The sequence below is a fragment of the Streptococcus sp. HMSC063B03 genome, from assembly GCF_001836965.1.
GTDB classification, from domain to species: Bacteria; Bacillota; Bacilli; order Lactobacillales; family Streptococcaceae; genus Streptococcus; species Streptococcus pneumoniae_F.
Genome location: NZ_KV831023.1, coordinates 39,730 through 65,673 on the forward strand (window position 1 = coordinate 39,730; position 25,944 = coordinate 65,673).

Consider the following 25,944-nt stretch of genomic DNA (forward strand, 5'->3'; position numbering starts at 1 on the left):
TGGGGAATCTCAACTCCTTTTGATGAGAATGATAGTTGGACACGGAATTGATATCGAAGAATTGGCTTCGATAGAACGCGCAGTTACACGACATGAAGGATTTGCTAAGCGCGTGCTGACCGCTAATGAAATGGAACGGTTTAACAGTCTTAAAGGGCGCAGGCAAATCGAATATTTGGCTGGTCGCTGGTCGGCTAAAGAAGCCTTTTCCAAGGCCATGGGAACGGGTATTGGAAAGCTCGGTTTTCAGGATTTGGAAGTCTTGAATAATGAACGCGGGGCGCCTTATTTTAGTCAGTCACCATTTTCAGGAAAGATTTGGCTGTCTATCAGCCATACAGATCAGTTTGTGACAGCCAGTGTCATTTTGGAGGAAAATCATGAAAGCTAGTCCACATAGACCAACCAAGGCTCTGATTCATCTGGGAGCTATTCGACAAAATATTCAGCAAATGGGGGCTCATATACCTCAAGGAACGCTTAAATTTGCAGTAGTCAAGGCTAATGCTTATGGGCATGGGGCTGTTGCTGTTGCGACGGCGATTCAGGATGAAGTTGATGGCTTTTGCGTTTCCAATATCGATGAAGCCATTGAACTCAGACAGGCTGGACTCAGGAAGAAAATCCTCATTTTAGGAGTTTCTGAAATCGAAGCTGTTTCTCTTGCTAAAGAATACGACATCACCTTGACTGTGGCTGGACTGGAGTGGATCCAAGCCCTCTTAGATAGGGAAGCAGACCTATCAGGTTTGACAGTCCACCTCAAGATTGACTCAGGCATGGGACGGATTGGTTTTAGAGAGGCTAGTGAGGCTGATCAGGCTCAAGACTTGCTCAGACAACATGGTGCTGGTGTTGAAGGGATTTTTACCCACTTTGCTACTGCAGACGAGGAATCAGATGACTACTTTAATGCCCAGTTAGAACGGTTTAAAACTATTTTGGCCAGTATGAAAGGTCTTCCAGAGCTGGTTCATGCCAGCAATTCTGCAACGACTCTTTGGCATGCAGAGACTATTTTTAACGCGGTTCGTATGGGAGATGCCATGTATGGTCTTAATCCTAGCGGAGAGGTTTTGGACCTACCCTATGACTTGATTCCGGCCTTGACCTTGGAGTCTGCTATGGTCCATGTCAAGACAGTTCCAGCTGGAGCTTGTATGGGCTACGGAGCTACCTATCAGGCGGATAGCGAGCAAGTCATCGCGACCGTGCCAATCGGCTATGCGGATGGTTGGACACGAGATATGCAAAATTTCGCTGTCTTGGTAGATGGGCAAGCTTGCCCAATCGTTGGGAGAGTATCTATGGACCAAATCACCATTCGTCTGCCTAAACTTTATCCGCTGGGAACAAAAGTTACACTAATTGGTTCCAACGGTGACAAGGAAATCACAGCTACTCAGGTAGCGACCTACCGTGGCACTATTAACTATGAGGTGGTTTGTCTCCTCAGCGACCGCATTCCGAGAGAATATTATTAGAAAAGAAAGGAGTGGAGCATGAATCTACATCAACCCTTGCATGTCTTACCTGGTGTGGGACCAAAGTCAGCAGAAAAATACGCCAAACTAGGAATTGAAAACTTGCAAGACCTCTTGCTCTACTTTCCTTTCCGTTATGAAGACTTTAAAACCAAGCAGGTGCTGGAGCTAGAAGACGGTGAGAAGGCGGTTCTTTCTGGTCAGGTCGTGACTCCTGCTAGTGTCCAGTATTATGGTTTCAAGCGCAATCGTCTGCGTTTTAGCCTCAAGCAAGGAGAAGTCGTTTTTGCGGTGAATTTCTTTAACCAGCCCTATCTAGCTGATAAGATAGAGTTGGGAGCAACCCTTGCCGTCTTTGGAAAATGGGACCGTGCCAAGGCTAGTTTGACTGGGATGAAGGTCCTGGCTCAGGTGGAAGATGACCTCCAGCCTGTTTATCGCTTGGCTCAGGGAATCAGTCAGGCCAGTCTGGTCAAGGTCATCAAGATGGCTTTTGATCAGGGACTGGATCTCTTGATTGAGGAAAATCTTCCCCAGTCTTTGCTGGACAAATACAAACTCATGTCCCGTTGTCAGGCAGTCCGAGCTATGCATTTTCCAAAGGATTTGGCAGAATACAAGCAGGCCCTTCGCCGTATCAAGTTTGAGGAACTCTTTTATTTCCAAATGCAATTGCAGATGCTCAAGTCTGAAAATAGAGTTCAGGGAAGTGGTCTGGTCCTGAATTGGTCTCAGGAAAAAGTGACAGCAGTTAAAGAAAATCTACCTTTTGCCTTGACTCCAGCTCAAGAAAAGAGTTTACAGGAAATTTTGACCGACATGAAGTCGGATCACCACATGAATCGTCTCCTACAAGGGGATGTGGGGAGCGGAAAAACGGTGGTCGCTGGCTTGGCCATGTTTGCGGCGGTGACAGCTGGCTACCAATCAGCCCTCATGGTACCAACAGAAATCCTTGCAGAGCAACATTTTGAGAGTCTACAGAGTCTCTTCCCAGACTTGAAACTGGCTCTTTTGACAGGTTCCTTGAAAGCTGCAGAAAAGAGAGAAGTCTTGGAGACTATTACCAAGGGTGAGGCTGATTTGATTATCGGAACTCACGCTCTGATTCAGGATGGGGTAGATTATGCTCGTCTGGGCTTGATTATCATCGATGAGCAGCACCGATTTGGTGTAGGGCAACGGCGTGTTCTGAGAGAAAAAGGGGACAATCCAGATGTACTCATGATGACAGCGACTCCCATTCCACGAACCTTGGCTATCACAGCCTTTGGCGATATGGATGTTTCCATTATTGACCAGATGCCAGCAGGGCGGAAGCCTATTGTGACTCGCTGGATCAAGCATGAGCAACTGCCTCAGGTTTTGACTTGGTTAGAGGGGGAAATCCAAAAAGGTTCACAAGCCTATGTCATCTCTCCCTTGATTGAAGAATCAGAAGCTCTGGATTTGAAAAATGCCATTGCCTTATCAGAAGAATTGACGGCTCATTTTGCAGGTAAGGCAGAAGTGGCTCTTCTACATGGTAAGATGAAGAGTGACGAAAAAGACCAGATTATGCAGGAGTTCAAAGAGCAAAAAACGGCTATTCTAGTTTCGACAACGGTTATCGAGGTTGGGGTCAATGTTCCCAATGCGACCGTTATGATTATCATGGATGCCGATCGCTTCGGTCTCAGCCAGCTTCACCAGCTCAGAGGTCGTGTGGGTCGGGGAGATAAGCAGTCTTATGCAGTTCTCGTTGCCAATCCTAAGACGGATTCTGGGAAAGACCGCATGCGCATCATGACAGAAACGACCAATGGATTTGTCCTTGCGGAGGAAGATTTGAAAATGCGTGGTTCTGGTGAGATTTTTGGAACCAGACAGTCAGGACTTCCAGAATTTCAAGTGGCTGATATTATCGAAGATTTTCCGATTTTAGAAGAAGCCAGAAAGGTTGCTAGCTACATTAGTTCTATAGAAGGCTGGCAAGAGGATCCAGAGTGGCGCATGATTGCCCTTCATTTGGAAAAGAAAGAACATCTAGATTAAGCTTTCTCTAAGGAAATCTTATACTCAATGAAAATCAAAGAGCAAACTAGGAAGCTAGCCGCAGGCTGTACTTGAGTACGGTAAGGCGACGCTGACGTGGTTTGAATTTGATTTTCGAAGAGTATTAAGCTAGATTTCAGGTTTGCCCTTTATACTAGAGTCATCAAAAAGAAACGAGGACTCTCACATGACAGTAAGGATTAAAGTAAATTATCAAACCACTTTCCAGAAGAAAGAAGCAAAAAAATAAGACTGAATAGGAGAAGAAAGAGCGAAAATGCTCTTTTTTCATTTCTAAAACTACTTTCAGTCGATAGGTTTGAGGGAGAAAATCTAAAATCTCTTTCTATTTACTCTTCTTTCTTGCAATGCTTTTCTAGATATGCTACAGTTGTGGTAGCGATTACAAAAATGAAGGAGCATGCTATGAAAAATCCAGCTTTGTTAGAAGACATCAAGACTTATAAAGGACGGGATGAGGTTCCAGAAGACTTTGATGCTTTCTGGGATGAGGAAGTGAAAAAAGTTTCCACTCTTCCAGCCTACCAGTTGGAGGAAAGAGATTTCCATATTTCTCAAGTCAAGTGCTATGAGCTCACTTTTGAAGGAAGCAAGGAAGGCAAGGTCTATGCACGCGTCGTTCTTCCAAAGAGTGAGGAGAAGGTTCCGATAATCTTCCATTTCCATGGTTATATGGGGCGTGGCTGGGACTGGGCTGACATGCTGGCCTATACTGTGGCTGGTTATGGTGTTGTTTCCATGGATGTGCGGGGGCAGTCAGGTTATTCGCAAGACGGTTTGCGTTCTCCTCTAGGAAATACAGTTAAAGGACATATCATCCGTGGGGCTGTGGAAGGTCGGGATCACCTCTTTTATAAGGATGTTTATCTGGATATTTACCAGTTGATCGAAATTGTTGCTAGTCTGTCTCAGGTTGATGAGAAGCGTCTTTCTAGCTATGGTGCCTCACAAGGAGGTGCTCTAGCTCTAGTTGCAGCAGCGCTCAGTCCTAGAATTCAGAAAACAGTTGCCATCTATCCATTCTTGTCAGACTTTAGACGAGTGCTTGAGATTGGGAATACTAGCGAGGCTTACGACGAACTTTTTCGTTATTTCAAGTTTCACGACCCTTTCCATGAAACTGAGGAGGAAATCATGGCGACCCTTGCCTATATCGATGTGAAAAATCTTGCCCATCGTATCAAGGGTGAGGTTAAGATGATAACGGGCTTGGACGACGATGTTTGCTATCCTATTACCCAGTTTGCGATTTACAACCGTTTGACCTGCGATAAAGCCTATCGTATCATGCCTGAGTATGCCCACGAAGCCATGAATGTATTTGTCAATGATCAAGTTTACAACTGGCTCTGTGGTAGTGAGATTTCTTTTAAGTATATAAAGTGATGAATGAGAGAGCCAGTAGCTCTCTTTTTTGTTATAAATGTTGAAAGTACTTTTAAGAATATTAAAATATTAAAATATTTCTGAAAGTAAAATCTATTCTATGACAAGCTTGAGATAAACCTATGACTTTATTGTATAATAAAGAAAAAGTCTCTAGGAAAGGAGTGAAAGAGCTACTGTTTGGATTACAGCTAGCTAAATTTTGAAAGAGAGAAGGAGAGGAACTCTCGTTTATTAATTACTTTCTTGTGTTTTCCTATGGTCGGGAGTAAAAATTTTAAAACAAAAAGAAAGCGCTTTATTTTTTGGTGATATTGAAAGGTAGAAAGATGAATCAGAAGAATTATGACAGAAAACAAAGATATGGTATTCGTAAATTTGCAGTGGGTGTAGCCTCTGTAACCATTGGTGCTGTGGTGTTTGGAGTAAACCCTGTATTGGCAAATGAACAAGGAAACTCAACTGTAACTGCAGCTGAAAATAATAATCAAGGTTTATCAGAATTACCAAAAGAAGCTTCTTCAGGAAGTCTTGCTCATTTAGATAGTGAATTAGCTGGAAAATTGGCAACAGCAAAAGACAATGGTGTGGAAGTTGATCAGGATAAGTTGAAGAAAAATGAGACTACTGAGGCAGAGACAACCACTCCAACAAATACACCTGCAGCTGACAATACACCAGCTCCTGCTGATAAACCAGAAACAGATTCTGCAACTACAGAAGCAAGTAACAAGGACCAAGATAAAGAAGAAGAGGGAGTACTTCCTCGAGATTATTACGCTAGAGACATCGCAAATGCAACTCCAGTAGTGGAAAAAGAAGATGTTGAAACAAATGCGAAAAATGGTCAGCGTGTAGACCTAGCCAGTGAGTTAAATACATTGAAGAAACTTCAAAATGCGACCATTCATATGGAATTCAAGCCAGATGCCAAAGCTCCAGATTTTTATAATCTATTCTCAGTGTCTAGTGATAAGAAAAAAGATGAGTACTTCACAATGGCTGTTCTCAATAATACAGCCTTAATTGAGGGACGTGATGCAAATGGAGCACAATTTTATGATAAATATACGGATGCTCCATTACAAGTACGTCCTGGCCAGTGGAATTCAGTAACTTTCACAGTTGAAAAACCGACAGCAGAATTACCTCATGGTCGAGTGCGCCTCTACGTGAACGGGGTATTATCTCGAACAAGTCTGAAATCTGGTCATTTCATCAAAGATATGCCAGATGTAACACATGCTCAAATCGGAGCCACCAAGCGTGCTAGTAATACTGTTTGGGGATCCAATCTACAAGTTCGGAACCTAACTGTCTATGATCGTGCTTTAACACCAGATGAAGTTCAAACACGGAGTCAACTGTTTGAAAGAGGTGATTTGGAAAAGAAACTTCCTGAAGGTGCGCAAATATCAGAGAAAGAAGATGTTTTTGAAGGCGGAATGCATAACCAACCAAATAAAGATGGGATCAAGAGTTATCGTATTCCTGCACTTCTTAAGACAGATAAAGGTACTCTGATTGCTGGTGCAGATGAGCGTCGTCTTCATTCAAGTGACTGGGGCGATATCGGCATGGTCGTCAGACGAAGTGAAGATAAGGGTAAAACATGGAGCAATCGAGTAACTATTACAAATTTACGAGACAATCCAAAAGCTTCTGATCCATCAATCGGTTCACCAGTGAACATCGATATGGTTTTGGTTCAAGATCCTGAAACAAAACGAATTTTTTCTATCTATGATATGTTCCCAGAAGGGAAAGGAATCTTTGGGATGGCTGATCAAAGAGAAGAAGCCTATAAACAAATCGATGGCAAAACTTATCAAATTCTCTATAAAGAAGGCGAAGACGGCTCCTATACAATACGTGAAAATGGCACAGTTTATACCCCAGATGGGAAACCAACAGATTATCGTGTTGTAGTAGATCCGGTGAAACCATCTTATAGTGATAAGGGTGATTTATATCAAGGGGATCGACTATTAGGAAATATTTATTTCACAAGCAATAAAACGTCTCCATTTAGAGTTGCCAAGGATTCTTATCTATGGATGTCTTACAGTGATGATGATGGTAAGACTTGGTCAGCACCTCAAGATATTACTCCAATGGTCAAAGCTGATTGGATGAAATTCTTGGGTGTGGGTCCTGGAGTGGGGATAACTCTTCGTACCGGTCCAAATAAAGGTCGAATCGTCGTTCCTGTCTATACGACTAACCGTACCAACCACCTCAATGGTTCTCAATCATCTCGAATTATCTACTCAGATGACCATGGTAAGACTTGGCATATGGGTGGTGGTGTTAACGACCATCGTACACTTTATGATGGTACAGTAGTCGATTCAAGTACCATGAGCAATTATTATGCTCAAAATACGGAATCTTCTGTTGTTCAGTTAAACAATGGGGACCTCAAACTCTTTATGCGTGGTTTGACTGAAGATCTACAGGTTGCGACCAGTCATGATGGTGGTCTAACTTGGGACAATAACGTTGATCGCTATGATGTGCCAGATGTTTATGTTCAAATGGCCGCGACTCATACGGTTCAAAATGGTAAAGAGTATATTCTCTTGGCGAATGCGAACGGTCCAGGTCGTAAAAATGGTTATATTCGAGTGGCTCGTGTTGAAGAAGATGGCCAGTTAACTTGGCTGCACCATCATTTGATTCAGGAAGGTGAATATGCTTATAACTCTCTTCAACAAATTGGACCAGATGAATATGGACTTTTATATGAGCACCATGCTCCAGGGGGTGTTCCATATACACTTTCCTTCAAGAAATTCAACTGGGATTTCTTGACCAAGGAAAGAATTTCTCCTAAAGAAGCAAAAGTAAAATATGCTATTCAAAAATGGCCAGGTATTATTGCGATGGAGTTTGATTCGGAAGTATTGGTAAATAAGGCTCCAACCCTTCAGTTGGCAAATGGTAAAACGGCAACCTTCATGACTCAGTACGATCCCAAAACTCTCTTATTTACAGTGAATCCAGAGGACATGGGTCAAAGAATTACAGGTCTGGCAGAAGGTGCAATTGAAAGTATGCACAATTTACCAGTCTCTTTAGCTGGATCTAAATTAAGCGATGGTATAAATGGAAGTGAAGCTGCGATAAATGAAGTTCCAGAATTTACAGGTGGAGTTAATGGCGTTGAGGCTGCAGTAACTGAAGAAGCTCCTGAATATACAGGTCCATTGGCAATAGTGGGAGAAGAACCAGCACCAACAGTAGAAAAAACAGAATTTACAGGTGGAGTTAATGGCGTTGAGGCTGCAGTAACTGAAGAAGCTCCTGAATATACAGGTCCATTGGCAACAGTGGGAGAAGAACCAGCACCAACAGTAGAAAAACCGGAGTTTACAGGTGGAGTGAATGGAGTAGAAGCTCTTGTAACAGAAATTCCTGAATACACAGGTCCCTTAGCAACAGTAGGAGAAGAACCAGCACCAACAGTAGAAAAACCGGAATTCAAAGGGGGCGTAAATTCAGTTCTAGCAGCTTCAAATGAGGTTCCGGAATATAGAGGTGGTGCTAACTTTGTCTTGGCAGCTTCAAATGCTCTTCCTGAGTATAAAGGAGGTGTCAATGGAGCTGAGGCAGCAATCCATGAAGTGCCAGAGTACAAGGGAGAAACCAAACCAGTCTTAGCAGCTGCAAACGAACGTCCAGCTAAGAAGTTATCTCTTGGACAAGGTGCTACTTATCAAGCACCAGCGGCTAAACAAAATGAGCTTCCAAATACTGGAAGCAAAGAAAACACAACCCTTATTTCTATAGGATTAGTGGCAGGTCTCTTATCCGTCTTTACATTAGGAAAGAAACGAAAAGAAAACTAGACTAGGTCTTGAATAAAATGAATTTAGCTCATCGTTAATGATAAAAGAGATGGCCCATTTGAAAGATGGCTATCTCTTTTTATCATTTTAGATACTGAGCGAATTGAAAATAAGACAGTGCTGAAACTACTTTCAGAAACTGCTGTTCTATAAAATACTTTTGAAACTGAAATCTATTCTACCACAAAGTATTGAAAGCGCTTTAAAAATAATATATAATGAACCCATAAGAACAAAGAAAAGGAGGAAAGAGGATGCCACAGATTACTAAAGAGGCCTTGATTGCACAAATCAAAGATGGAATCATCGTTTCTTGTCAGGCCCTTCCTCACGAACCGCTCTATACAGAAGCGGGAGGAGTCATTCCCTTGCTGGTCAAAGCGGCTGAGCAAGGTGGAGCAGTCGGTATCCGAGCAAACAGTGTTCGTGATATCAAGGAAATCAAGGAGGTCACAAAACTTCCAATCATTGGGATAATTAAACGAGATTATCCACCACAAGAACCCTTCATCACTGCTACTATGAAAGAAGTTGATGAATTGGCAGAACTTGATATAGAGGTAATTGCTCTGGATTGTACCAAGCGTGAACGCTATGATGGTTTAGAGATTCAAGACTTCATTCGTCAGGTTAAGGAGAAATATCCTAACCAGCTCTTGATGGCTGATACAAGTACTTTCGAAGAAGGATTGGCAGCTGTTGAAGCAGGAATTGACTTTGTCGGAACAACTTTATCAGGATACACATCTTACAGTCCAAAAGTGGATGGTCCCGATTTTGAATTAATCAAAAAACTCTGTGATGCTGGCGTGGATGTCATTGCAGAAGGAAAAATTCATACACCAGAACAAGCCAAACAAATCCTGGGATATGGAGTGCGAGGCATCGTTGTAGGTGGCGCTATTACTAGACCAAAAGAGATTACAGAACGCTTCGTTGCTGGTCTTAAATAACACAATCTCAAAAAAGAGGAGAGTGGTGGATGCGTCGGATGAAATGAAAACGTATACAAGTTCAATCTTACTCATTATCCAATATGGATACGCTTATCAATTAGGAGAATACAAATGAAATTTAGAAAACTAGCTTGTACAGTACTTGTGGGTGCTGCGGTTCTTGGCCTTGCTGCATGTGGTAATTCTGGCGGAAGTAAAGATGCTGGAAAATCTGGTAGCGATAGCGGAAAAACAGAAATCACTTGGTGGGCATTCCCAGTCTTCACTCAAGAAAAAACTGGTGACGGTGTTGGAACATATGAAAAATCAATCATCGAAGCTTTTGAAAAAGCAAATCCAGATGTAAAAGTGAAATTGGAAACCATCGACTTCAAGTCAGGTCCTGAAAAAATCACAACAGCTATTGAAGCAGGAACAGCTCCAGACGTACTTTTTGACGCACCAGGACGTATCATCCAATACGGTAAAAACGGTAAATTGGCTGAGTTGAACGACCTCTTCACAGACGAATTCGTCAAAGATGTTAACAACGAAAATATCGTACAAGCAAGTAAAGCTGGAGACAAAGCTTACATGTATCCAATTAGTTCAGCACCATTCTACATGGCTATGAATAAGAAAATGTTGGAAGAAGCTGGAGTTGCAAACCTTGTAAAAGAAGGTTGGACTACTGATGATTTTGAAAAAGTTTTGAAAGCACTTAAAGATAAAGGCTACACACCAGGTTCATTGTTCAGTTCTGGTCAAGGGGGAGACCAAGGAACACGTGCCTTCATTGCAAACCTTTATGGCGGTTCTGTAACAGATAAAGATGTAACAAAATATACAACTGATGATCCTAAATTTGTCAAAGGTCTTGAAAAAGCAGCTAGCTGGATTAAAGACGGTTTGTTGAACAACGGTTCACAATTTGATGGTGGAGCAGATATCCAAAACTTTGCCAACGGTCAAACATCTTACACAATCCTTTGGGCACCATCTCAAAACGGTATCCAAGCTAAACTCTTGGAAGCAAGTAAAGTAGAAGTGGTAGAAGTACCATTCCCATCAGATTCAGGTAAACCAGCTCTTGAATACCTTGTAAACGGATTTGCAGTATTCAACAATAAAGACGACAAGAAAGTTGCAGCATCTAAGAAATTCGTTCAATTCATCGCGGATGACAAAGAATGGGGTCCAAAAGATGTTGTTCGTACAGGTGCCTTCCCAGTTCGTACATCATTTGGCAAAGTTTATGAAGACAAACGTATGGAAACAATCAGTGGTTGGACTAAATACTACTCACCATACTACAACACTATCAATGGTTTTGCTGAAATGAGAACACTTTGGTTCCCAATGTTGCAATCTGTATCAAATGGTGACGAAAAACCAGCGGATGCTTTGAAAGCCTTTACTGAAAAAGCTAACGAAACAATTAAAAAAGCTACAAAACAATAAGCACTAAATCAGATTGACTCCTCCCTTTTCCCTGTGCATAGTCTATGTAAGAAAAGGGAGGATTTTGTTTGAAATGTAAGGAACTGTCACGAAATTAAAATGAAGTTCTTACATAAGCGAATCTTAAAAAATTTCATTTTGATTTTAAAACAGTTCAAGAAAGTCAAAAAATTATTCTATTTGAAAGAGAGGTGCCGACTGTGAAAGTCAATAAAATTCGTATGCGGGAAACAGTGATTTCCTACGCTTTCCTAGCACCAGTATTATTCTTCTTTGTCATCTTTGTCTTGGCTCCTATGATTATGGGATTCATTACAAGTTTCTTTAACTACTCAATGACTAAATTTGAGTTTGTAGGCTTGGACAACTACATTCGTATGTTTAAAGACCCTGTCTTTATGAAGTCTTTGATCAATACCGTGATTCTGGTTATTGGATCTGTACCAGTTGTTGTTCTATTCTCACTCTTTGTAGCATCTCAGACATATCATCAAAATGCCATTGCCAGATCCTTCTACCGTTTCGTCTTCTTCCTTCCTGTTGTAACAGGTAGTGTTGCCGTAACAGTTGTTTGGAAATGGATCTATGACCCACTATCAGGAATTTTAAACTTTGTCCTTAAGTCAAGTCACATCATCAGCCAGAACATTTCTTGGTTGGGAGATAAAAACTGGGCTTTGATGGCGATTATGATTATCCTTTTGACTACATCTGTTGGTCAGCCGATTATCCTTTATATCGCAGCTATGGGTAATATTGACAATTCATTGGTTGAAGCAGCGCGTGTTGACGGTGCGACTGAATTGCAAGTTTTCTGGAAGATTAAATGGCCTAGCCTCCTTCCAACAACACTTTACATCGCAATCATTACAACAATCAACTCATTCCAGTGTTTCGCCTTGATTCAGTTGTTGACATCTGGTGGTCCAAACTACTCAACAAGTACACTTATGTACTACCTTTACGAAAAAGCCTTCCAATTGACAGAATACGGTTATGCAAACACTATCGGCGTCTTCTTGGCAGTGATGATCGCTATCGTAAGCTTTGTTCAATTTAAAGTACTTGGAAACGACGTAGAATATTAAAGAAAGGAGACAGCTATGCAATCTACACAAAAGAAACCTTTAACAGCTTTCACTGTTATTTCAACTATTATCTTGCTCTTGTTGACCGTGCTGTTCATCTTTCCGTTCTACTGGATTTTGACAGGTGCCTTCAAATCACAGCCTGATACCATTATGATTCCGCCACAATGGTTCCCTAAAATGCCAACCATGGAAAACTTCCAACAACTCATGGTGCAAAACCCTGCTATGCAGTGGATGTGGAACTCTGTGTTTATCTCATTGGTAACCATGTTCTTAGTTTGTGCGACCTCTTCTTTAGCAGGTTATGTATTGGCTAAAAAACGTTTCTATGGGCAACGCATTCTATTTGCAATCTTCATTGCAGCCATGGCACTTCCAAAACAAGTTGTCCTTGTACCATTGGTACGTATCGTCAACTTCATGGGAATCCATGACACTCTTTGGGCAGTTATCTTGCCTTTGATTGGATGGCCATTCGGGGTCTTCCTCATGAAACAATTCAGTGAGAATATCCCTACAGAATTGCTTGAATCAGCTAAAATTGACGGTTGTGGTGAGATTCGTACTTTCTGGAGCGTAGCCTTTCCAATTGTGAAACCAGGATTTGCAGCCCTTGCAATCTTTACCTTCATCAATACTTGGAACGACTACTTCATGCAGTTGGTTATGTTGACTTCACGTAACAACTTGACCATCTCACTCGGTGTCGCGACTATGCAGGCTGAAATGGCAACCAACTATGGTTTGATCATGGCAGGTGCCGCTCTTGCAGCAGTTCCAATCGTAACAGTCTTCTTAGTCTTCCAAAAATCCTTCACTCAAGGTATTACTATGGGAGCTGTCAAAGGTTAAGAAAAGTAAACTGGTGTGTCAAGATGGCGGAAGTAGTCTTGGCATACTATGGGAATACAGAGTTATAAGTGTCTACAAAATGTTGGGTATTTGCTTACCTTAGATATTTTGTTAGACACTTATCAACTTAAGAATGATTTTAGTTAACTATCAGAAACGAAGGAAACAGTATGATTTTTGATGATTTGAAAAACATCACCTTTTACAAAGGGATTCATCCCAATCTAGACAAGGCTATCGATTATCTCTACCAGCATCGTAAAGATTCTTTCGAATTAGGTAAGTATGAGATTGACGGGGACAAGGTCTTTCTAGTTGTTCAGGAAAATGTCCTCAATCAAGCTGAAAATGATCAATTTGAGCATCATAAGAACTATGCAGACTTGCATTTGCTGGTAGAAGGACATGAATATTCGAGCTACGGTTCACGTATCAAAGACGAGGCAGTAGCATTCGACGAAGCAAGTGACATTGGCTTTGTTCATTGTCATGAACATTACCCACTCTTGTTGGGTTATCACAATTTTGCGATTTTCTTCCCAGGAGAACCTCACCAGCCAAATGGCTATGCAGGTATGGAAGAGAAGGTTCGCAAATATCTCTTTAAAATTTTGATTGATTAAAAAATCAGGAGGAGCAAATATGGCACAAAAAGGAGTAAGCCTTATCAAGGCAGCATTTGATACAGATAACTTTCTCATGCGTTTTAGTGAGAAGGTCTTGGATATCGTGACAGCCAATCTTCTTTTTGTCGTCTCTTGTTTGCCCATCGTGACGATTGGAGTGGCTAAAATTAGCCTCTACGAGACTATGTTTGAGATTAAGAAGAGCAGACGTGTGCCTGTCTTTAGAATCTATTTAAGAGCTTTCAAGCAAAATCTGAAGCTAGGTCTTCAGTTAGGTCTACTTGAGTTGGGCATTGTTTCATTAAGCCTTCTAGATCTTTATCTCTTTTGGGGTCAGACAGCTATGCCTTTCCAAATGGTGAAAGCTATTTGTCTAGGTATTCTTATCTTCCTCACTATCGTGATGTTGGCTAGCTATCCCATCGCTGCACGCTATGATTTAACTTGGAAAGAAGTCTTACAAAAAGGACTTATCTTGGCAAGTTTTAACTTTCCTTGGTTCTTCCTCATGTTAGCTATTCTCTTTCTCATTGTGATGGTTCTTTATCTGTCCGCCTTCAGTTTACTTTTAGGTGGCTCAGCCTTCCTGCTTTTTGGATTTGGACTCTTAGTCTTTATCCAGACTGGATTGATGGAGAAAATTTTCACAAAATACCAATAGGATGGCTTGTTTCTGAAACTACTTTCGAGCCTTAAACGTTTCAAAATATATATCGAAACTAAAATCTAAGTGTACACCAGATATTGAAAGCGTTTTTTGCAAGGTGTATACTAAAAACGTAAAGAATAAATCCTGCTTTTAGCAGAAAAAAGAAATCTTAGGAGAAAATCTATGTCAGATTTAAAAAAATACGAAGGTGTCATTCCAGCCTTCTACGCATGTTATGATGATCAAGGAGAAGTAAGTCCAGAGCGCACACGTGCCTTGGTGCAATACTTCATTGATAAAGGTGTTCAAGGTCTCTATGTCAATGGTTCTTCTGGTGAATGTATCTACCAAAGCGTTGAAGACCGCAAGTTGATTTTGGAAGAAGTCATGGCAGTTGCCAAAGGTAAACTGACCATCATTGCTCACGTTGCTTGCAACAATACCAAAGACAGTATGGAACTTGCTCGTCATGCTGAAAGCTTAGGAGTAGATGCCATTGCAACGATTCCGCCGATTTATTTCCGCTTGCCAGAATACTCAGTTGCTAAATATTGGAACGATATCAGCTCTGCAGCTCCAAACACAGACTACGTAATTTATAATATTCCTCAGTTAGCAGGTGTTGCTTTGACTCCAAGCCTTTACACAGAAATGTTGAAAAATCCACGTGTTATCGGTGTCAAGAACTCTTCTATGCCAGTTCAAGATATCCAAACCTTTGTAAGCCTTGGTGGGGAAGACCATATCGTCTTTAACGGTCCAGATGAGCAGTTCTTAGGTGGTCGTCTTATGGGTGCTAAAGCTGGTATTGGTGGTACATATGGTGCCATGCCAGAACTCTTCTTGAAACTCAATCAGTTGATTGCTGATAAAGACTTGGAAACAGCGCGTGAATTGCAGTATGCTATCAACGCAATCATTGGTAAATTGACTGCTGCACATGGAAATATGTACTGTGTCATCAAAGAAGTTTTGAAGATCAATGAAGGTTTGAACATTGGTTCAGTTCGTTCACCATTGACACCAGTAACTGAAGAAGATCGTCCAGTTGTAGAAGCAGCTGCTCAATTGATTCGTGAAACCAAGGAGCGCTTCCTCTAATCCATAAGGAGATATTTATGACACACTACGTTGCAATTGATATCGGTGGAACCAACATCAAATATGGTTTGATCGACCAAGAAGGCCAACTTGTTGAATCCCATGAAATGCCAACTGAGGCGCATAAGGGTGGTCCCCATATCTTACAAAAGACAAAAGATATCGTTGCCAGCTATCAAGAAAAAGGCCCAGTAGCAGGTGTTGCTATTTCTTCTGCGGGAATGGTGGATCCAGATAAGGGTGAGATTTTCTATGCAGGCCCTCAAATCCCTAATTATGCAGGAACTCAGTTTAAGAAGGAAATTGAGACTAGCTTTGCGATTCCTTGTGAGATTGAAAATGATGTCAACTGTGCAGGTCTGGCTGAGGCGGTATCTGGTTCAGGCAAGGGAGCGAGTGTCACCCTTTGCTTGACTATTGGAACCGGTATCGGTGGTTGTTTGATTATGGATGGGAAAGTCTTCCATGGATTTAGCAATTCAGCCTGTGAAGTTGGTTATATGCATATGCAGGATGGAGCGTTCCAAGATTTGGCTTCTACCACAGCTTTAGTGAAATATGTAGCTGAAGCACATGGAGAAGATGTTGATCAGTGGAATGGACGACGCATCTTTAAGGAAGCCACTGAAGGAAACAAGATTTGTATGGCTGGTATTGACCGCATGGTAGACTATCTAGGAAAAGGTCTGGCAAACATTTGCTATGTGGCTAATCCAGAAGTGGTCATTCTCGGTGGCGGTATCATGGGACAAGAGGCTATCCTCAAACCCAAGATCCGCACAGCCTTGAAGGAAGCTTTGGTACCAAGTCTAGCTGAAAAAACACGATTAGAATTTGCCCATCATCAAAATACAGCAGGTATGTTGGGTGCATATTATCATTTTATACTCAATGAAAATCAAAGAGCAAACTAGGAAGTTAGCCGTAGGCAGTACTTGAGTACGACAAGGCGAAGCTGACGTGGTTTGAATTTGATTTTCGAAGAGTATCAAGACAAAACAATCCTAGTTTGGCTAGACCAAACTAGGATTTTCTTACACGTTTTTGTCTACGATAGCCATTAAGTTTTTTATTTTCCCAATAGCTGTTAAAAATTTTCTCCTTGCTTTCACGATTGATTTCCAAAAAGTAGGCATAAATCAAATCGATAAAGAAGAGCATAGGAAGTTGAGCGGATATTCGTTGGATGTAGGATGGCTGGCTGTGTGTGGCTACAAGAACAGTCTCTGTATAGGCCTGACTATCTTTATTGGGAACACTTGTAAAAAGTACAGTCTGTGCCCCCATCTCTTTCGCGTCTAATAGACTATCTAAAATAGAAGGAGTTGAGCCAGAAAGTGAGAAACCGAGTACGAGACAATTCTCATCCATAATACTGGTTGTCCAAGCAAAACCATCTTGATCGGTCAAAGCCTCGCAGACCACACCTAGACGCATAAAGCGCAATTTCATTTCACGAGCGACGAGGCCAGAACTCCCTGTTCCGAAGAAGTAGACACGATCAGCATCTTCGATTAACTGGGCGATTCGTTCCAGTTGTTCTTCGTCAATCAAGCCCTGTGTTTGTTCTCGCATATTACTGTAGCTTCGAAGAACTCGGTTGGTTAAAGGACTATGTTTGTGAGAATGAGTGTCCTGTTTCTTTGCTTGGTGCAGGTATTGGAAAATAAATTCTCGATAGCCTGTAAAACCACATTTTTTAGAAAAGCGGGTCAGAGCAGCTTGAGAGATATGTAATTTTTGAGTGACCTGCTGAGAAGATAAATCATCTGCAATGGTTTCAGCTTGCAAAAAATAGCGAGCGATTTCTTGCTCTAGGTCTGTCATTTCTTCGAAGTGAGAATCAATGAGGGTTGCTATATCTGGTTTGTCCATAGGGAAGGCTCCTTTAAATGAGTCATATTGGAAAAAGACTGAGTTATCGAACTTTTACATTTATTATATCATATAATGTAGGGATGGATAAATAAAATCGTATTTTCCTGTAAAATGGGAAAAGCTCCCTTCTTTTCCAAAATTTCTTCTTAAATTATGGTACAATGAAGAGTAAGATTTTAAATAGAAATGAGACTGATTTGTATGAGGAAATTTAACAGCCATTCGATTCCGATTCGGCTTAATTTATTGTTTTCAATCATCATTTTACTCTTTATGACCATTATTGGTCGCCTGCTTTATATGCAGGTTTTGAACAAGGATTTTTATGAGACAAAACTAGCATCGGCTAGTAAAACAAAGGTGACTACTAGTTCAGCTCGAGGTGAAATTTATGATGCCAGTGGCAAGCCCTTAGTTGAAAATACTGTGAAACAAGTTGTTTCCTTTACTCGAAACAACAAAATGACGGCTGCAGATTTAAAAGAAACAGCCAAGAAGCTGTTAGCCTATGTAGGAGTTACTTCTCCAACATTGACTGACCGACAGTTGGCGGACTATTATCTAGCAGATCAAGATGTCTATAAGAAAGTAGTGGAAAGCTTACCACGTGAGAAACGTCTTGATTCAGATGGCAATCGTCTATCCGAATCAGAACTCTATAACAATGCGGTCGATAGTGTCCAAACGAGTCAATTAAACTATACAGAGGATGATAAGAAAGAAATCTATCTTTTTAGCCAGTTAAATGCTGTTGGAAACTTTGAGACAGGAGCCATTGCGACAGATTCCTTGACAGATACACAGATTGCCTTGATTGCTTCGGCTTCTAAGAATTTACCTGGCATCAGTATTTCAACCGCGTGGGATCGAAAGGTTCTAGAGACTTCGCTCTCTTCTATAGTGGGAAGTGTATCCGGTGAAAAAGCTGGTCTCCCAGCTGAAGAAGCTGATGCTTATATTAAAAAGGGTTATTCTCTAAACGACCGTGTTGGAACCTCTTATCTAGAAAAACAATATGAAGAAACCTTGCAAGGAAAACGCTCGGTAAAAGAAATCCATCTAGACAAGTATGGTAACATGGAGAGTGTCGAAAATATCGAAGATGGTACTAAAGGAAACAATATTAAACTGACCATCGATTTGGCCTTCCAAGATAGCGTGGACAATCTGCTTAAGAGTTATTTCAATTCTGAGTTAGGAAATGGAGGAGCCAGATATTCTGAAGGTGTTTATGCAGTTGCTTTGAACCCAAAAACAGGTGCAGTTTTGTCTATGTCAGGGCTAAAACATGACTTGAAAACGGGAGATTTAACACCTGATTCCTTGGGAACGGTGACCAATGTCTTTGTCCCAGGTTCGGTTGTCAAAGCCGCAACTATCAGCTCTGGTTGGGAGAATGGAGTCTTATCAGGGAATCAGACCTTGACAGACCAACCGATTGTCTTCCAAGGTTCAGCTCCGATTAATTCTTGGTACACTCAGGCCTACGGTTCATTCCCGATTACAGCTGTGGAAGCCTTGGAGTATTCTTCTAATGCCTATATGGTTCAAACGGCTTTGGGCATTATGGGTCAAACCTATCAACCCAATATGTTTGTTTTAACTAACAATTTAGAATCCGCTATGGGGAAACTTCGTTCGACATTTGCTGAATATGGTCTTGGAGCCTCAACAGGCATTGACCTTCCAGATGAGTCAACTGGTTTTATACCAAAAGAGTATAATTTTGCTAATTACATTACCAATGCATTTGGTCAGTTTGATAACTACACCCCAATGCAATTGGCCCAGTATGTTGGAACCATTGCCAACAACGGTGTTCGGATTGCACCTCACATTGTCGAGGGGATTTATGGAAACAACGAACAAGGTGGCTTAGGGAACTTAATCCAATCTGTTGAAACCAAGGAAATGAATAAAATTAATATTTCTGAGTCTGATGTTTCCATCCTCCAACAAGGATTTTATCAAGTTTCACATGGTGGGAGTGCTCTGACGACAGGTCGTGCCTTTTCCAATGGTGCAGCTGTATCCATTAGTGGGAAAACAGGTACTGCCGAAAGTTATGTTGCGGGAGGTCAAGAAGCTAACAACACCAATGCCGTGGCCTATGCCCCATCAGACAATCCTCAAATCGCTGTAGCTGTTGTCTTTCCGCATAACACCAATCTTACAAATGGTGTCGGACCTTCCATTGCGCGCGATATTATCAACCTCTATAACCAACATCATCCAATGAATTAGAAAGGAATATATGCTTTATCCAACACCTATTGCCAAGCTAATTGATAGTTATTCTAAGTTACCAGGTATCGGGATTAAGACGGCTACCCGTCTGGCCTTTTATACTATTGGAATGTCTGATGACGATGTCAATGAATTTGCTAAAAATCTCCTTTCTGCTAAGAGAGAGCTGACCTATTGTTCTATTTGTGGTCGTTTGACTGATGACGATCCTTGCTCTATCTGTACGGATCCAAGTCGTGACCAGACAACGATTTTAGTTCTCGAGGACAGTCGAGATGTGGCGGCTATGGAGAATATCCAAGAATACCATGGGCTCTATCATGTCTTACATGGACTCATTTCTCCCATGAATGGTATCAGTCCAGATGATATCAATCTCAAGAGCCTTATGACTCGTCTTATGGAGAGTGAAGTTTCAGAGGTAATCGTAGCAACCAATGCCACAGCAGATGGAGAAGCAACTTCCATGTATCTTTCACGTTTGCTCAAACCAGCTGGGATCAAGGTTACGCGCCTAGCACGTGGCCTCGCTGTGGGAGCAGATATCGAGTATGCGGACGAAGTCACACTCTTACGAGCTATTGAAAATCGGACAGAGTTGTAAAAGTCAGTAAAAATTTAGCTCATTTTGACGTATAAGACAAGCCCTAGGAATTTTTCTAGGGTTTGTCTTTTTCGTTTTATAATGAGAGAAGGACAAATCTTGATAATAAGAATACTTCCCAGTAAACACAAATTATAAGGTATCAGAAAACGGATTTTCAAAATTCCTAGTAGCATCTCTATCAATATATTTTACTGAAGGATCAAGTTTTTTTAAGGATAAGATTGCCCTTTAGTTCGTTATAATTTATTTTGAAATCGTACTATTTTTATGTTATGATATGGTCAATATATAATTAATAAGGGGAGTTGGAAGTATGGGTGGAAAGATAAAATCTAGCACGATAGCAGCAGAGGCGGCTATTAATGAGTTGGTCGGGTATGAAACGAGCGACAAGCAAAATCAGCAGGTGGAATTTTCATATACATCTGGAATCACTGGAATGGAAGCAGGATGTCAGACCTGCAATCAAATGCTTCAGGCGGTCAGTGATTTTAGTTCAGCTGTTTTGATCCAAGCAAATAAGTTTCCAGAAATTGCTCATAGGATTGAAAAACGTGATATAGAGCAAGCTAAGAGATGGAGTCACTAAGGAATGGCAGATAGAAATGAAGAAAAGCGCACAGAAATTTGGCGTAAGATTGTTAAAATAGAAGATAAGGAAGACAGACTCCGAGCAACTAAAAAGCAATATGAACAGCAGTTGACAAACTTTTACTCGGATATTCAGAGCATTCACCATCGCATGATAAATCTATTGTCTCTCTCACCCAGTTCTCGTCAGCTAATAGAGCAAATCGAAAGTGATAATAGAACCATTCAGCGACAGGTCAACTCTTATGTAGAGGAGGAACTGGATACGTTGGAAAAACAAACTAAAAAGGCTTGTCGCTCTTTCGATGAAGCCAGAGAAGAACTGATAGCGGAAAGGAATCGGCTACCATGGGAGTAAAATACAGCGCACAAGAATCCCAAGAATTGATTCAGGCCATGACGAACAACCTCCGAGTCGCAAATGAAGTCACAGACCGTTTATCCAGCGGATGTGACCACCTGATTTCCTCTTTAGACTCAGGTGAGTTGACAGGAGCAGCCTACACAGCTGGTAAAGGTCTCTTTATAGAGATTATCATCCCCAGCATCAAAAAGCTCCAAGCAGCGATAGATGATATCCAACTAGAGTTGAGCTCCTACAAAGATGCGGATGCTCAGGTCTCTGGATATGGTGATTTGGACCTAGACCAGCTTAAGGAATTAAAAAAGCTGAGAGAAGAGCAGTTAGCTATCGTAGAAGCTCAGATTCAAGAGAGGGAGAACTGGCTAAATCAAATCAAAGACCTCTTTAGTCTCAATTGGGGGAAAGCCTTCTCTGAGAAGACCATCCTCTACAATACCAAGTTTCAAATCGAGTCGGGTATTCAGGATTTGGATAATAAGATTGAAAAACTAGAATTTTTTGTCTCACAGGTTTCCCAGTATTTCAGTGATAGCCTAGAAGTCCTTAGCTTAGCCATCAAAGGAGCCACGCAACTGAGTAAAATCATTGTCAATAGCGATGGAAACTACTATGCGGACGGTCTGGACATGAGCTGGGTACAGAAGATGAAGGATGTGAAGATTGAGAGTGCAAAATATGATTTTTCTAAGGAAGCTAAGGATTTGCATAAAGAATACCAAAAAATCTTAGATAAGTTGGAGAATGGAAAAGAACTTAGCGATAAGGAGTTTCAAATTTTAGAATCTTATGTACATCACCATCCTCAAATACAATTTCCTCAACTTGTAACAGAAAAATTGAAATCGGAGGCTACCAATAGAGCTAATCCAGAGAAACTTAAGGAAAAAGTTGAGAAAATTAAAAATAGTAATGGAAATTTGAATAAAAAAGCTGAACTAATTGTGAAAACTTATGAAGATTATCTATTTTATAATAATCAAGAAGCTTTTGAAGAATACTGGAGGAAGAGAAAGGAGTTAACAAAAGATAAAGATTGGAAGGATGTTGATAGCAAGATTAAAGATACTATTGAGGATAATCTTAATGTTGAATTAAAAAAATCAGGGATGGATATAAAGGAAGTATCTAATAATCTAGCTAATGATATTTTATCTATTCATGAAGGAGACATGAAACAAAGAAACTATCTAATTAACGAAGGTAGAAAAGTATGGAAAAGTCCTGGAGATGATATAATGATAAATTCAGCAGATTTGACACAGGTTGGTATTGACCTTACTGATTTTGTAAATTTGGTAAATACTGGAAAACCTTTAGACTTAAAGAGTAGAAATTATAATGATGAACTTGAATTTTCACTTTGGTCACGTAAGTGGGAAGGTAACTTAAGAGATGATTATTTAGGGAACTATCTTTTTGGATATGTAGCAAAAGGATATTTAGGAATGGAAGATGAGCAGATCAAAAATTATGCAGGTTTAGCTCAATTGGCTTCAGATAAAGATGGTGTTAAATTTTTCAAAAATAAATCAAATGGGAATTTTGGAGATAATGAAGGAGACGCTTCTGCAATCCAAGATGGTATAGATTCATACGAGGAGAATAATAAGTGATTAACAAGAGAAAACAACTTAATAAATGGAATCTAGGATGTTCAGGAGCGGTTGTTGTTGTAACAATAATATTTATATGTTGTATTTATTTGTACTTCAAAAATGCGAGTTATACCTTGAAACCAGGTGATTCTATAGTTTTAAAAGTTCCGACATCAAAACAAAAAGAATTCTCCCCAAAATTATATATATCTAAGATTTCTGGTGGGGAATTAGAATTATCTGGGAAAACCTCATGGTGGCAGAAGGGAGAAGGAAGCCTTTTAGGGACTAACTATGATGTTTTGAAGCAAGAAATTAGCGAAATCTACTCATCGTCAAGTAATATCCCAACAAAAATAAAAGAAAACGATACAAATAATAGTATATATTTATCAGAAAAAGGTGTAGTTCTTCAATCTAAAGAATCTTGGGAATTTGAGATTCCAAACTCAAAACAAATAAAAATAACGAATATTTCAGACAGAGACATTAGATTTGAAGCGCAGGTGACAGGTGAATAGCGGAAACTAGAAAAGTAAAATGAAGAAAAAATGATTATTTTTTTACTTTGATAGCTTTATCCTTGTCTTCCTTTCTTTGTAAGACTTAAGTTACCAATTTTACACTACCTTAGCGATGGCAACTACTATGCGGACGGTCTGGACATGAGCTGGGTACAGAAGATGAAGGATGTGAAGATTGTTTCGCATGCTAAAAGAGATTTTCAAGACTCAGAAACTCGTGCCATCAATAAAGCTTCTAGAGATATGATGCTAACGGACGATGGAGATGCCTACTATCGTGCCGAATTAAAGAAGCGTCTAAAAGGCCACGACAAGTCCGAATGGGATAAAATAATCGACGCCTACAATCACACTCTTAAGATTGATGAAACAGGGAATATCATTGACATTTATCCATTTGAACAAGGTTATGTCGTTTCAAAAAATGGGAAATACGATGCGGACTATACTCATTTGGTTAACAAAAAGTTTGATGAACTAAAAGCACAAAACTTTGAAGCAAATTCAGCCGAATTTTGGAGTGGAGTAGCTCAAATATTCTCTGGATTGGGAGTTTACTTTGCGAGTGGCGCCCTCGAAGTTTTGAGTATCATGGCTGGTCCGTCAACAGCAGGGACAAGTATCGTAGCTGGTACGGCAGCATCAGTAACAGGGGTACAATATGGAAATGTACTGATAGCTAGTGGAGCAGTAACTAGCCTATCAGCTATCACAAAGACGGCCTTACAAAATGGCGAAATTCAGGTTAATTATTCTAGCAACTACGACAGCTGGCAGGCAAATAGACCAACGAGTAAGACCATTTCTGGCAAGGGTGGTAAACTAATTGAAGCCCGAGTAGGAAATAGAAAAGTGAAGCTTCGTGTAGATTGGGAGCCAACTAGTGGTTCTAATGGTGATGGAGTTTTCCAGGTTCAATCTGGAAGTGGGAAGTCAGGCTATTCTATTAACGAGCATATTGATATAGGAAAAATATCGGATAGAAATTCAGTAATGAATTGGGTAAACAAAACAAGGAGACTGAAAAATCTTAATGAGAGTGTCAAAAATGAAATTGTAGATAGAATTTGGAAAACTTTTCAAAATAATTACTGAAATTAGGAGAGAACATGAGACTATATATCAAAAGCGATTTTAAGAAAAAAATATACTTTACGACAAGAGAGCTTGTTTGGAAAATGTGGTTTAAGGAATGGCACGGTCACCCAATTACATACTCAAACGTAGGAGATGATGGGATGCTACAAGATGATTTCTTTTTTGGAGTTCAATTTGATAAATGGCGATTTAAGGATAAACGATGGAATCATATACCATACGACAAGAGCAATCCTTGGAATTCGTTTTCTGATGAAAACATTCAATTGGAATTTGAAAATGATTTTATTACTGATGGGAGAGAACGTGGAGAAAACCTTAGGATTGCTACAACACATACGGATATTTTAACGGTTGATAAACGTGCTATGTATATCATGGCAATCGAGGTGGCTGGTGCAATTGATGGAAAAATTAGCGAGGATGACAAGCAAACCTGGATGGATGTAGAGACTTTTAAGGAGTTGCACAAGGATGTCTTATCACTAAGTTACGAGCAAGCAACCGATATCAGCGTGGAGGAACTGAAAAGTTTGAAACCTGTAGAGGAACCTTTGTGGGATGAAGAAGAGCGCCTTCGTGAAGAATATATCAAAATCTATGGCGAACGTGTTTATGACGATGAGGACGACGAGTGAGACTATATATCAAAGGTGATTACACCAAAGAAATTCCATTTGATTATTTAGAACTAGCGAAGAGAATGTGGTTTGAAAGTTATCAAGGAGAAGGCATCCCACTCTCCTATTCTGGTTTTCTTCAAATCAGAGATAGGAATGATATAGCAATTCATCTAAAACTAGATAAACAGGATTATGATGAACGTTGGTTGTATGTTCCGATACAAGAAGGGATAAAATATCGCTTTTTTTCACAAATTGATGAAGAACTAAATTTAGATTATGAAGATGCTTATGTAACAGATTTTCGAGAAAATGGAGACTGTTTGCGTCTTGCTTCTACTCATCTTGAACTGCTCACTCTTGATAAAAGAGCTTTCTATATCATGGCCATTGAGATTGCTACAATCTTTAACGGACAAATTAGCGAAGATGACAAGAAAACATGGTTAACAATCGAGGAATTCAAGGAAAAGCACCAAGATATCTTATCTCTAACCTTTGAGGAGGCAAATGAAATGAGTTTGGAAGAAATTCAAACGATTGACGCTATTGACGATCCCATCTGGGAAGAATTGGATAGGAAGCGCGAAGAGTACATCCGAATTCATGGAGAAGTGGAGTTGGATGACGATGAGGAAGACGAGTGATAATTTACAATAACACTTATTTGAAAGAGAGTGTTGAATAGGGGGAAGACTAATGCTAGATAAATTAAAACAGTTTAAATTGTTGATTGTATTGTTTTTGTTTCTGTTAGCGATTCCTTTATATTTTACTTACAATCATTTCCAACAATCTAGTGTTTTAAAAGAAGCCTTTGAGAAAAATGAGAGAATTGAAGTTCTACATCGTTTGACGGCATCAGGAAAATATGCGTCTGACATCCGTAAAGCAGGCTATGTCGTTCCTCCCGATGGAGCTATTCG

Annotated in this window: 23 protein-coding genes and 1 pseudogene; 23 read left to right on the forward strand and 1 reads right to left on the reverse strand. The window is 40.4% G+C overall.

Features of this window, described 5'->3' with window-relative positions; all coding sequences use genetic code 11:
- Window positions 1–28 precede the first annotated feature (28 nt).
- From acpS to HMPREF2628_RS03900, 13 genes are all read left to right on the forward strand, one after another.
- The gene (gene acpS, locus HMPREF2628_RS03840; protein ID WP_070526833.1) at window positions 29–391 is read left to right on the forward strand and encodes a holo-ACP synthase; all 363 of its coding nucleotides are present in this window, start codon (window positions 29–31) and stop codon (window positions 389–391) included.
- The gene (gene alr / locus HMPREF2628_RS03845; protein ID WP_070842387.1) at window positions 381–1,484 is read left to right on the forward strand and encodes an alanine racemase; all 1,104 of its coding nucleotides are present in this window, start codon (window positions 381–383) and stop codon (window positions 1,482–1,484) included. Before acpS ends, alr begins: the two co-directional genes overlap by 11 nt.
- An 18-nt stretch (window positions 1,485–1,502) precedes the next feature.
- Window positions 1,503–3,518: an ATP-dependent DNA helicase RecG gene (gene recG, locus HMPREF2628_RS03850; RefSeq protein WP_070842388.1), complete on the forward strand. Its 2,016-nt coding sequence runs from the start codon at window positions 1,503–1,505 to the stop codon at window positions 3,516–3,518.
- Window positions 3,519–3,944: 426 nt separating this feature from the next.
- Window positions 3,945–4,925: an acetylxylan esterase gene (locus tag HMPREF2628_RS03855; protein WP_070842389.1), complete on the forward strand. Its 981-nt coding sequence runs from the start codon at window positions 3,945–3,947 to the stop codon at window positions 4,923–4,925.
- Window positions 4,926–5,254: 329 nt separating this feature from the next.
- Complete coding sequence (locus HMPREF2628_RS03860) at window positions 5,255–8,776, forward strand: SIALI-17 repeat-containing surface protein (protein WP_070842390.1); 3,522 nt, start codon at window positions 5,255–5,257, stop codon at window positions 8,774–8,776.
- 254 nt (window positions 8,777–9,030) lie between these two features.
- Complete coding sequence (locus HMPREF2628_RS03865; RefSeq protein WP_049487328.1) at window positions 9,031–9,729, forward strand: N-acetylmannosamine-6-phosphate 2-epimerase; 699 nt, start codon at window positions 9,031–9,033, stop codon at window positions 9,727–9,729.
- 114 nt (window positions 9,730–9,843) lie between these two features.
- A complete protein-coding gene (locus tag HMPREF2628_RS03870; RefSeq protein WP_070842391.1) occupies window positions 9,844–11,172 on the forward strand; it encodes an ABC transporter substrate-binding protein in 1,329 nt (442 codons plus the stop codon).
- Between the two features lie 221 nt (window positions 11,173–11,393).
- Window positions 11,394–12,260, forward strand: coding sequence for a carbohydrate ABC transporter permease (locus HMPREF2628_RS03875; RefSeq protein ID WP_161683542.1), 867 nt, complete (start codon window positions 11,394–11,396; stop codon window positions 12,258–12,260).
- Between the two features lie 15 nt (window positions 12,261–12,275).
- Entirely contained in the window at window positions 12,276–13,115 is an 840-nt protein-coding gene (locus HMPREF2628_RS03880) for a carbohydrate ABC transporter permease (protein WP_001192119.1), read from the forward strand.
- A 170-nt stretch (window positions 13,116–13,285) separates the two neighbouring features.
- The gene (locus tag HMPREF2628_RS03885; protein ID WP_000575448.1) at window positions 13,286–13,738 is read left to right on the forward strand and encodes a NanQ anomerase/TabA/YiaL family protein; all 453 of its coding nucleotides are present in this window, start codon (window positions 13,286–13,288) and stop codon (window positions 13,736–13,738) included.
- Between the two features lie 19 nt (window positions 13,739–13,757).
- Entirely contained in the window at window positions 13,758–14,402 is a 645-nt protein-coding gene (locus HMPREF2628_RS03890) for a YesL family protein (protein ID WP_024057141.1), read from the forward strand.
- 171 nt (window positions 14,403–14,573) lie between these two features.
- The gene (locus HMPREF2628_RS03895; protein ID WP_070842392.1) at window positions 14,574–15,491 is read left to right on the forward strand and encodes a dihydrodipicolinate synthase family protein; all 918 of its coding nucleotides are present in this window, start codon (window positions 14,574–14,576) and stop codon (window positions 15,489–15,491) included.
- Window positions 15,492–15,508: 17 nt separating this feature from the next.
- Window positions 15,509–16,405 carry an ROK family protein gene (locus HMPREF2628_RS03900; protein ID WP_070842393.1) on the forward strand — a complete coding sequence of 299 codons (897 nt, stop codon included), beginning with the start codon at window positions 15,509–15,511 and terminating at the stop codon, window positions 16,403–16,405.
- A gap of 109 nt (window positions 16,406–16,514) precedes the next feature.
- Here HMPREF2628_RS03900 and HMPREF2628_RS03905 read toward each other — a convergent pair whose 3' ends face one another.
- Entirely contained in the window at window positions 16,515–17,366 is an 852-nt protein-coding gene (locus tag HMPREF2628_RS03905; RefSeq protein WP_070842394.1) for a MurR/RpiR family transcriptional regulator, read from the reverse strand.
- A 189-nt stretch (window positions 17,367–17,555) separates the two neighbouring features.
- Between HMPREF2628_RS03905 and pbp2b the strand changes: the two genes are divergently transcribed.
- The 10 genes and pseudogenes from pbp2b to HMPREF2628_RS03955 form a co-directional block, all read left to right on the forward strand.
- On the forward strand, window positions 17,556–19,613 hold the full coding sequence (pbp2b, locus tag HMPREF2628_RS03910; protein WP_083320510.1) for a penicillin-binding protein PBP2B: 2,058 nt from the start codon (window positions 17,556–17,558) through the stop codon (window positions 19,611–19,613).
- A 10-nt stretch (window positions 19,614–19,623) separates the two neighbouring features.
- Window positions 19,624–20,220 carry a recombination mediator RecR gene (recR, locus tag HMPREF2628_RS03915; protein ID WP_049487334.1) on the forward strand — a complete coding sequence of 199 codons (597 nt, stop codon included), beginning with the start codon at window positions 19,624–19,626 and terminating at the stop codon, window positions 20,218–20,220.
- 316 nt (window positions 20,221–20,536) lie between these two features.
- Complete coding sequence (locus HMPREF2628_RS03920; RefSeq protein WP_070842396.1) at window positions 20,537–20,812, forward strand: type VII secretion protein; 276 nt, start codon at window positions 20,537–20,539, stop codon at window positions 20,810–20,812.
- Window positions 20,813–20,815: 3 nt separating this feature from the next.
- Entirely contained in the window at window positions 20,816–21,172 is a 357-nt protein-coding gene (locus tag HMPREF2628_RS03925) for a hypothetical protein (protein WP_042750678.1), read from the forward strand.
- Window positions 21,163–22,791: a polymorphic toxin type 44 domain-containing protein gene (locus HMPREF2628_RS10385; RefSeq protein WP_083320511.1), complete on the forward strand. Its 1,629-nt coding sequence runs from the start codon at window positions 21,163–21,165 to the stop codon at window positions 22,789–22,791. Before HMPREF2628_RS03925 ends, HMPREF2628_RS10385 begins: the two co-directional genes overlap by 10 nt.
- Window positions 22,788–23,294 carry a hypothetical protein gene (locus HMPREF2628_RS03935; RefSeq protein ID WP_042750704.1) on the forward strand — a complete coding sequence of 169 codons (507 nt, stop codon included), beginning with the start codon at window positions 22,788–22,790 and terminating at the stop codon, window positions 23,292–23,294. The genes HMPREF2628_RS10385 and HMPREF2628_RS03935 overlap by 4 nt, the downstream gene beginning before the upstream one ends.
- A 144-nt stretch (window positions 23,295–23,438) precedes the next feature.
- On the forward strand, window positions 23,439–24,392 hold the full coding sequence (locus HMPREF2628_RS03940) for a virulence protein (RefSeq protein ID WP_257375280.1): 954 nt from the start codon (window positions 23,439–23,441) through the stop codon (window positions 24,390–24,392).
- 14 nt (window positions 24,393–24,406) lie between these two features.
- Complete coding sequence (locus HMPREF2628_RS03945) at window positions 24,407–25,033, forward strand: hypothetical protein (RefSeq protein WP_049552569.1); 627 nt, start codon at window positions 24,407–24,409, stop codon at window positions 25,031–25,033.
- Entirely contained in the window at window positions 25,030–25,665 is a 636-nt protein-coding gene (locus tag HMPREF2628_RS03950) for a hypothetical protein (protein ID WP_070842397.1), read from the forward strand. The genes HMPREF2628_RS03945 and HMPREF2628_RS03950 overlap by 4 nt, the downstream gene beginning before the upstream one ends.
- A 52-nt stretch (window positions 25,666–25,717) precedes the next feature.
- Window positions 25,718–25,944, forward strand: a pseudogene (locus HMPREF2628_RS03955) (thiol-disulfide isomerase); the annotation flags it as partial.

What these genes read in the sequence shown, in the direction of transcription:
- HMPREF2628_RS03900 (WP_070842393.1), top strand. Translation starts at nt 15,509, where the DNA reads ATGACACACTACGTTGCAATTGATATCGGTGGAACCAACATCAAATAT.
- HMPREF2628_RS03895 (WP_070842392.1), top strand. Translation starts at nt 14,574, where the DNA reads ATGTCAGATTTAAAAAAATACGAAGGTGTCATTCCAGCCTTCTACGCA.
- HMPREF2628_RS03860 (WP_070842390.1), top strand. Translation starts at nt 5,255, where the DNA reads ATGAATCAGAAGAATTATGACAGAAAACAAAGATATGGTATTCGTAAA.
- recR (WP_049487334.1), top strand. Translation starts at nt 19,624, where the DNA reads ATGCTTTATCCAACACCTATTGCCAAGCTAATTGATAGTTATTCTAAG.
- alr (WP_070842387.1), top strand. Translation starts at nt 381, where the DNA reads ATGAAAGCTAGTCCACATAGACCAACCAAGGCTCTGATTCATCTGGGA.
- HMPREF2628_RS03925 (WP_042750678.1), top strand. Translation starts at nt 20,816, where the DNA reads ATGGCAGATAGAAATGAAGAAAAGCGCACAGAAATTTGGCGTAAGATT.
- HMPREF2628_RS03885 (WP_000575448.1), top strand. Translation starts at nt 13,286, where the DNA reads ATGATTTTTGATGATTTGAAAAACATCACCTTTTACAAAGGGATTCAT.
- HMPREF2628_RS03945 (WP_049552569.1), top strand. Translation starts at nt 24,407, where the DNA reads ATGAGACTATATATCAAAAGCGATTTTAAGAAAAAAATATACTTTACG.
- HMPREF2628_RS03940 (WP_257375280.1), top strand. Translation starts at nt 23,439, where the DNA reads ATGAGCTGGGTACAGAAGATGAAGGATGTGAAGATTGTTTCGCATGCT.
- HMPREF2628_RS03905 (WP_070842394.1), bottom strand. Translation starts at nt 17,366, where the DNA reads ATGGACAAACCAGATATAGCAACCCTCATTGATTCTCACTTCGAAGAA.
- HMPREF2628_RS03920 (WP_070842396.1), top strand. Translation starts at nt 20,537, where the DNA reads ATGGGTGGAAAGATAAAATCTAGCACGATAGCAGCAGAGGCGGCTATT.
- HMPREF2628_RS03855 (WP_070842389.1), top strand. Translation starts at nt 3,945, where the DNA reads ATGAAAAATCCAGCTTTGTTAGAAGACATCAAGACTTATAAAGGACGG.
- HMPREF2628_RS03865 (WP_049487328.1), top strand. Translation starts at nt 9,031, where the DNA reads ATGCCACAGATTACTAAAGAGGCCTTGATTGCACAAATCAAAGATGGA.
- acpS (WP_070526833.1), top strand. Translation starts at nt 29, where the DNA reads ATGATAGTTGGACACGGAATTGATATCGAAGAATTGGCTTCGATAGAA.
- HMPREF2628_RS03875 (WP_161683542.1), top strand. Translation starts at nt 11,394, where the DNA reads ATGCGGGAAACAGTGATTTCCTACGCTTTCCTAGCACCAGTATTATTC.
- HMPREF2628_RS03880 (WP_001192119.1), top strand. Translation starts at nt 12,276, where the DNA reads ATGCAATCTACACAAAAGAAACCTTTAACAGCTTTCACTGTTATTTCA.
- pbp2b (WP_083320510.1), top strand. Translation starts at nt 17,556, where the DNA reads ATGAGACTGATTTGTATGAGGAAATTTAACAGCCATTCGATTCCGATT.
- recG (WP_070842388.1), top strand. Translation starts at nt 1,503, where the DNA reads ATGAATCTACATCAACCCTTGCATGTCTTACCTGGTGTGGGACCAAAG.
- HMPREF2628_RS10385 (WP_083320511.1), top strand. Translation starts at nt 21,163, where the DNA reads ATGGGAGTAAAATACAGCGCACAAGAATCCCAAGAATTGATTCAGGCC.
- HMPREF2628_RS03890 (WP_024057141.1), top strand. Translation starts at nt 13,758, where the DNA reads ATGGCACAAAAAGGAGTAAGCCTTATCAAGGCAGCATTTGATACAGAT.
- HMPREF2628_RS03870 (WP_070842391.1), top strand. Translation starts at nt 9,844, where the DNA reads ATGAAATTTAGAAAACTAGCTTGTACAGTACTTGTGGGTGCTGCGGTT.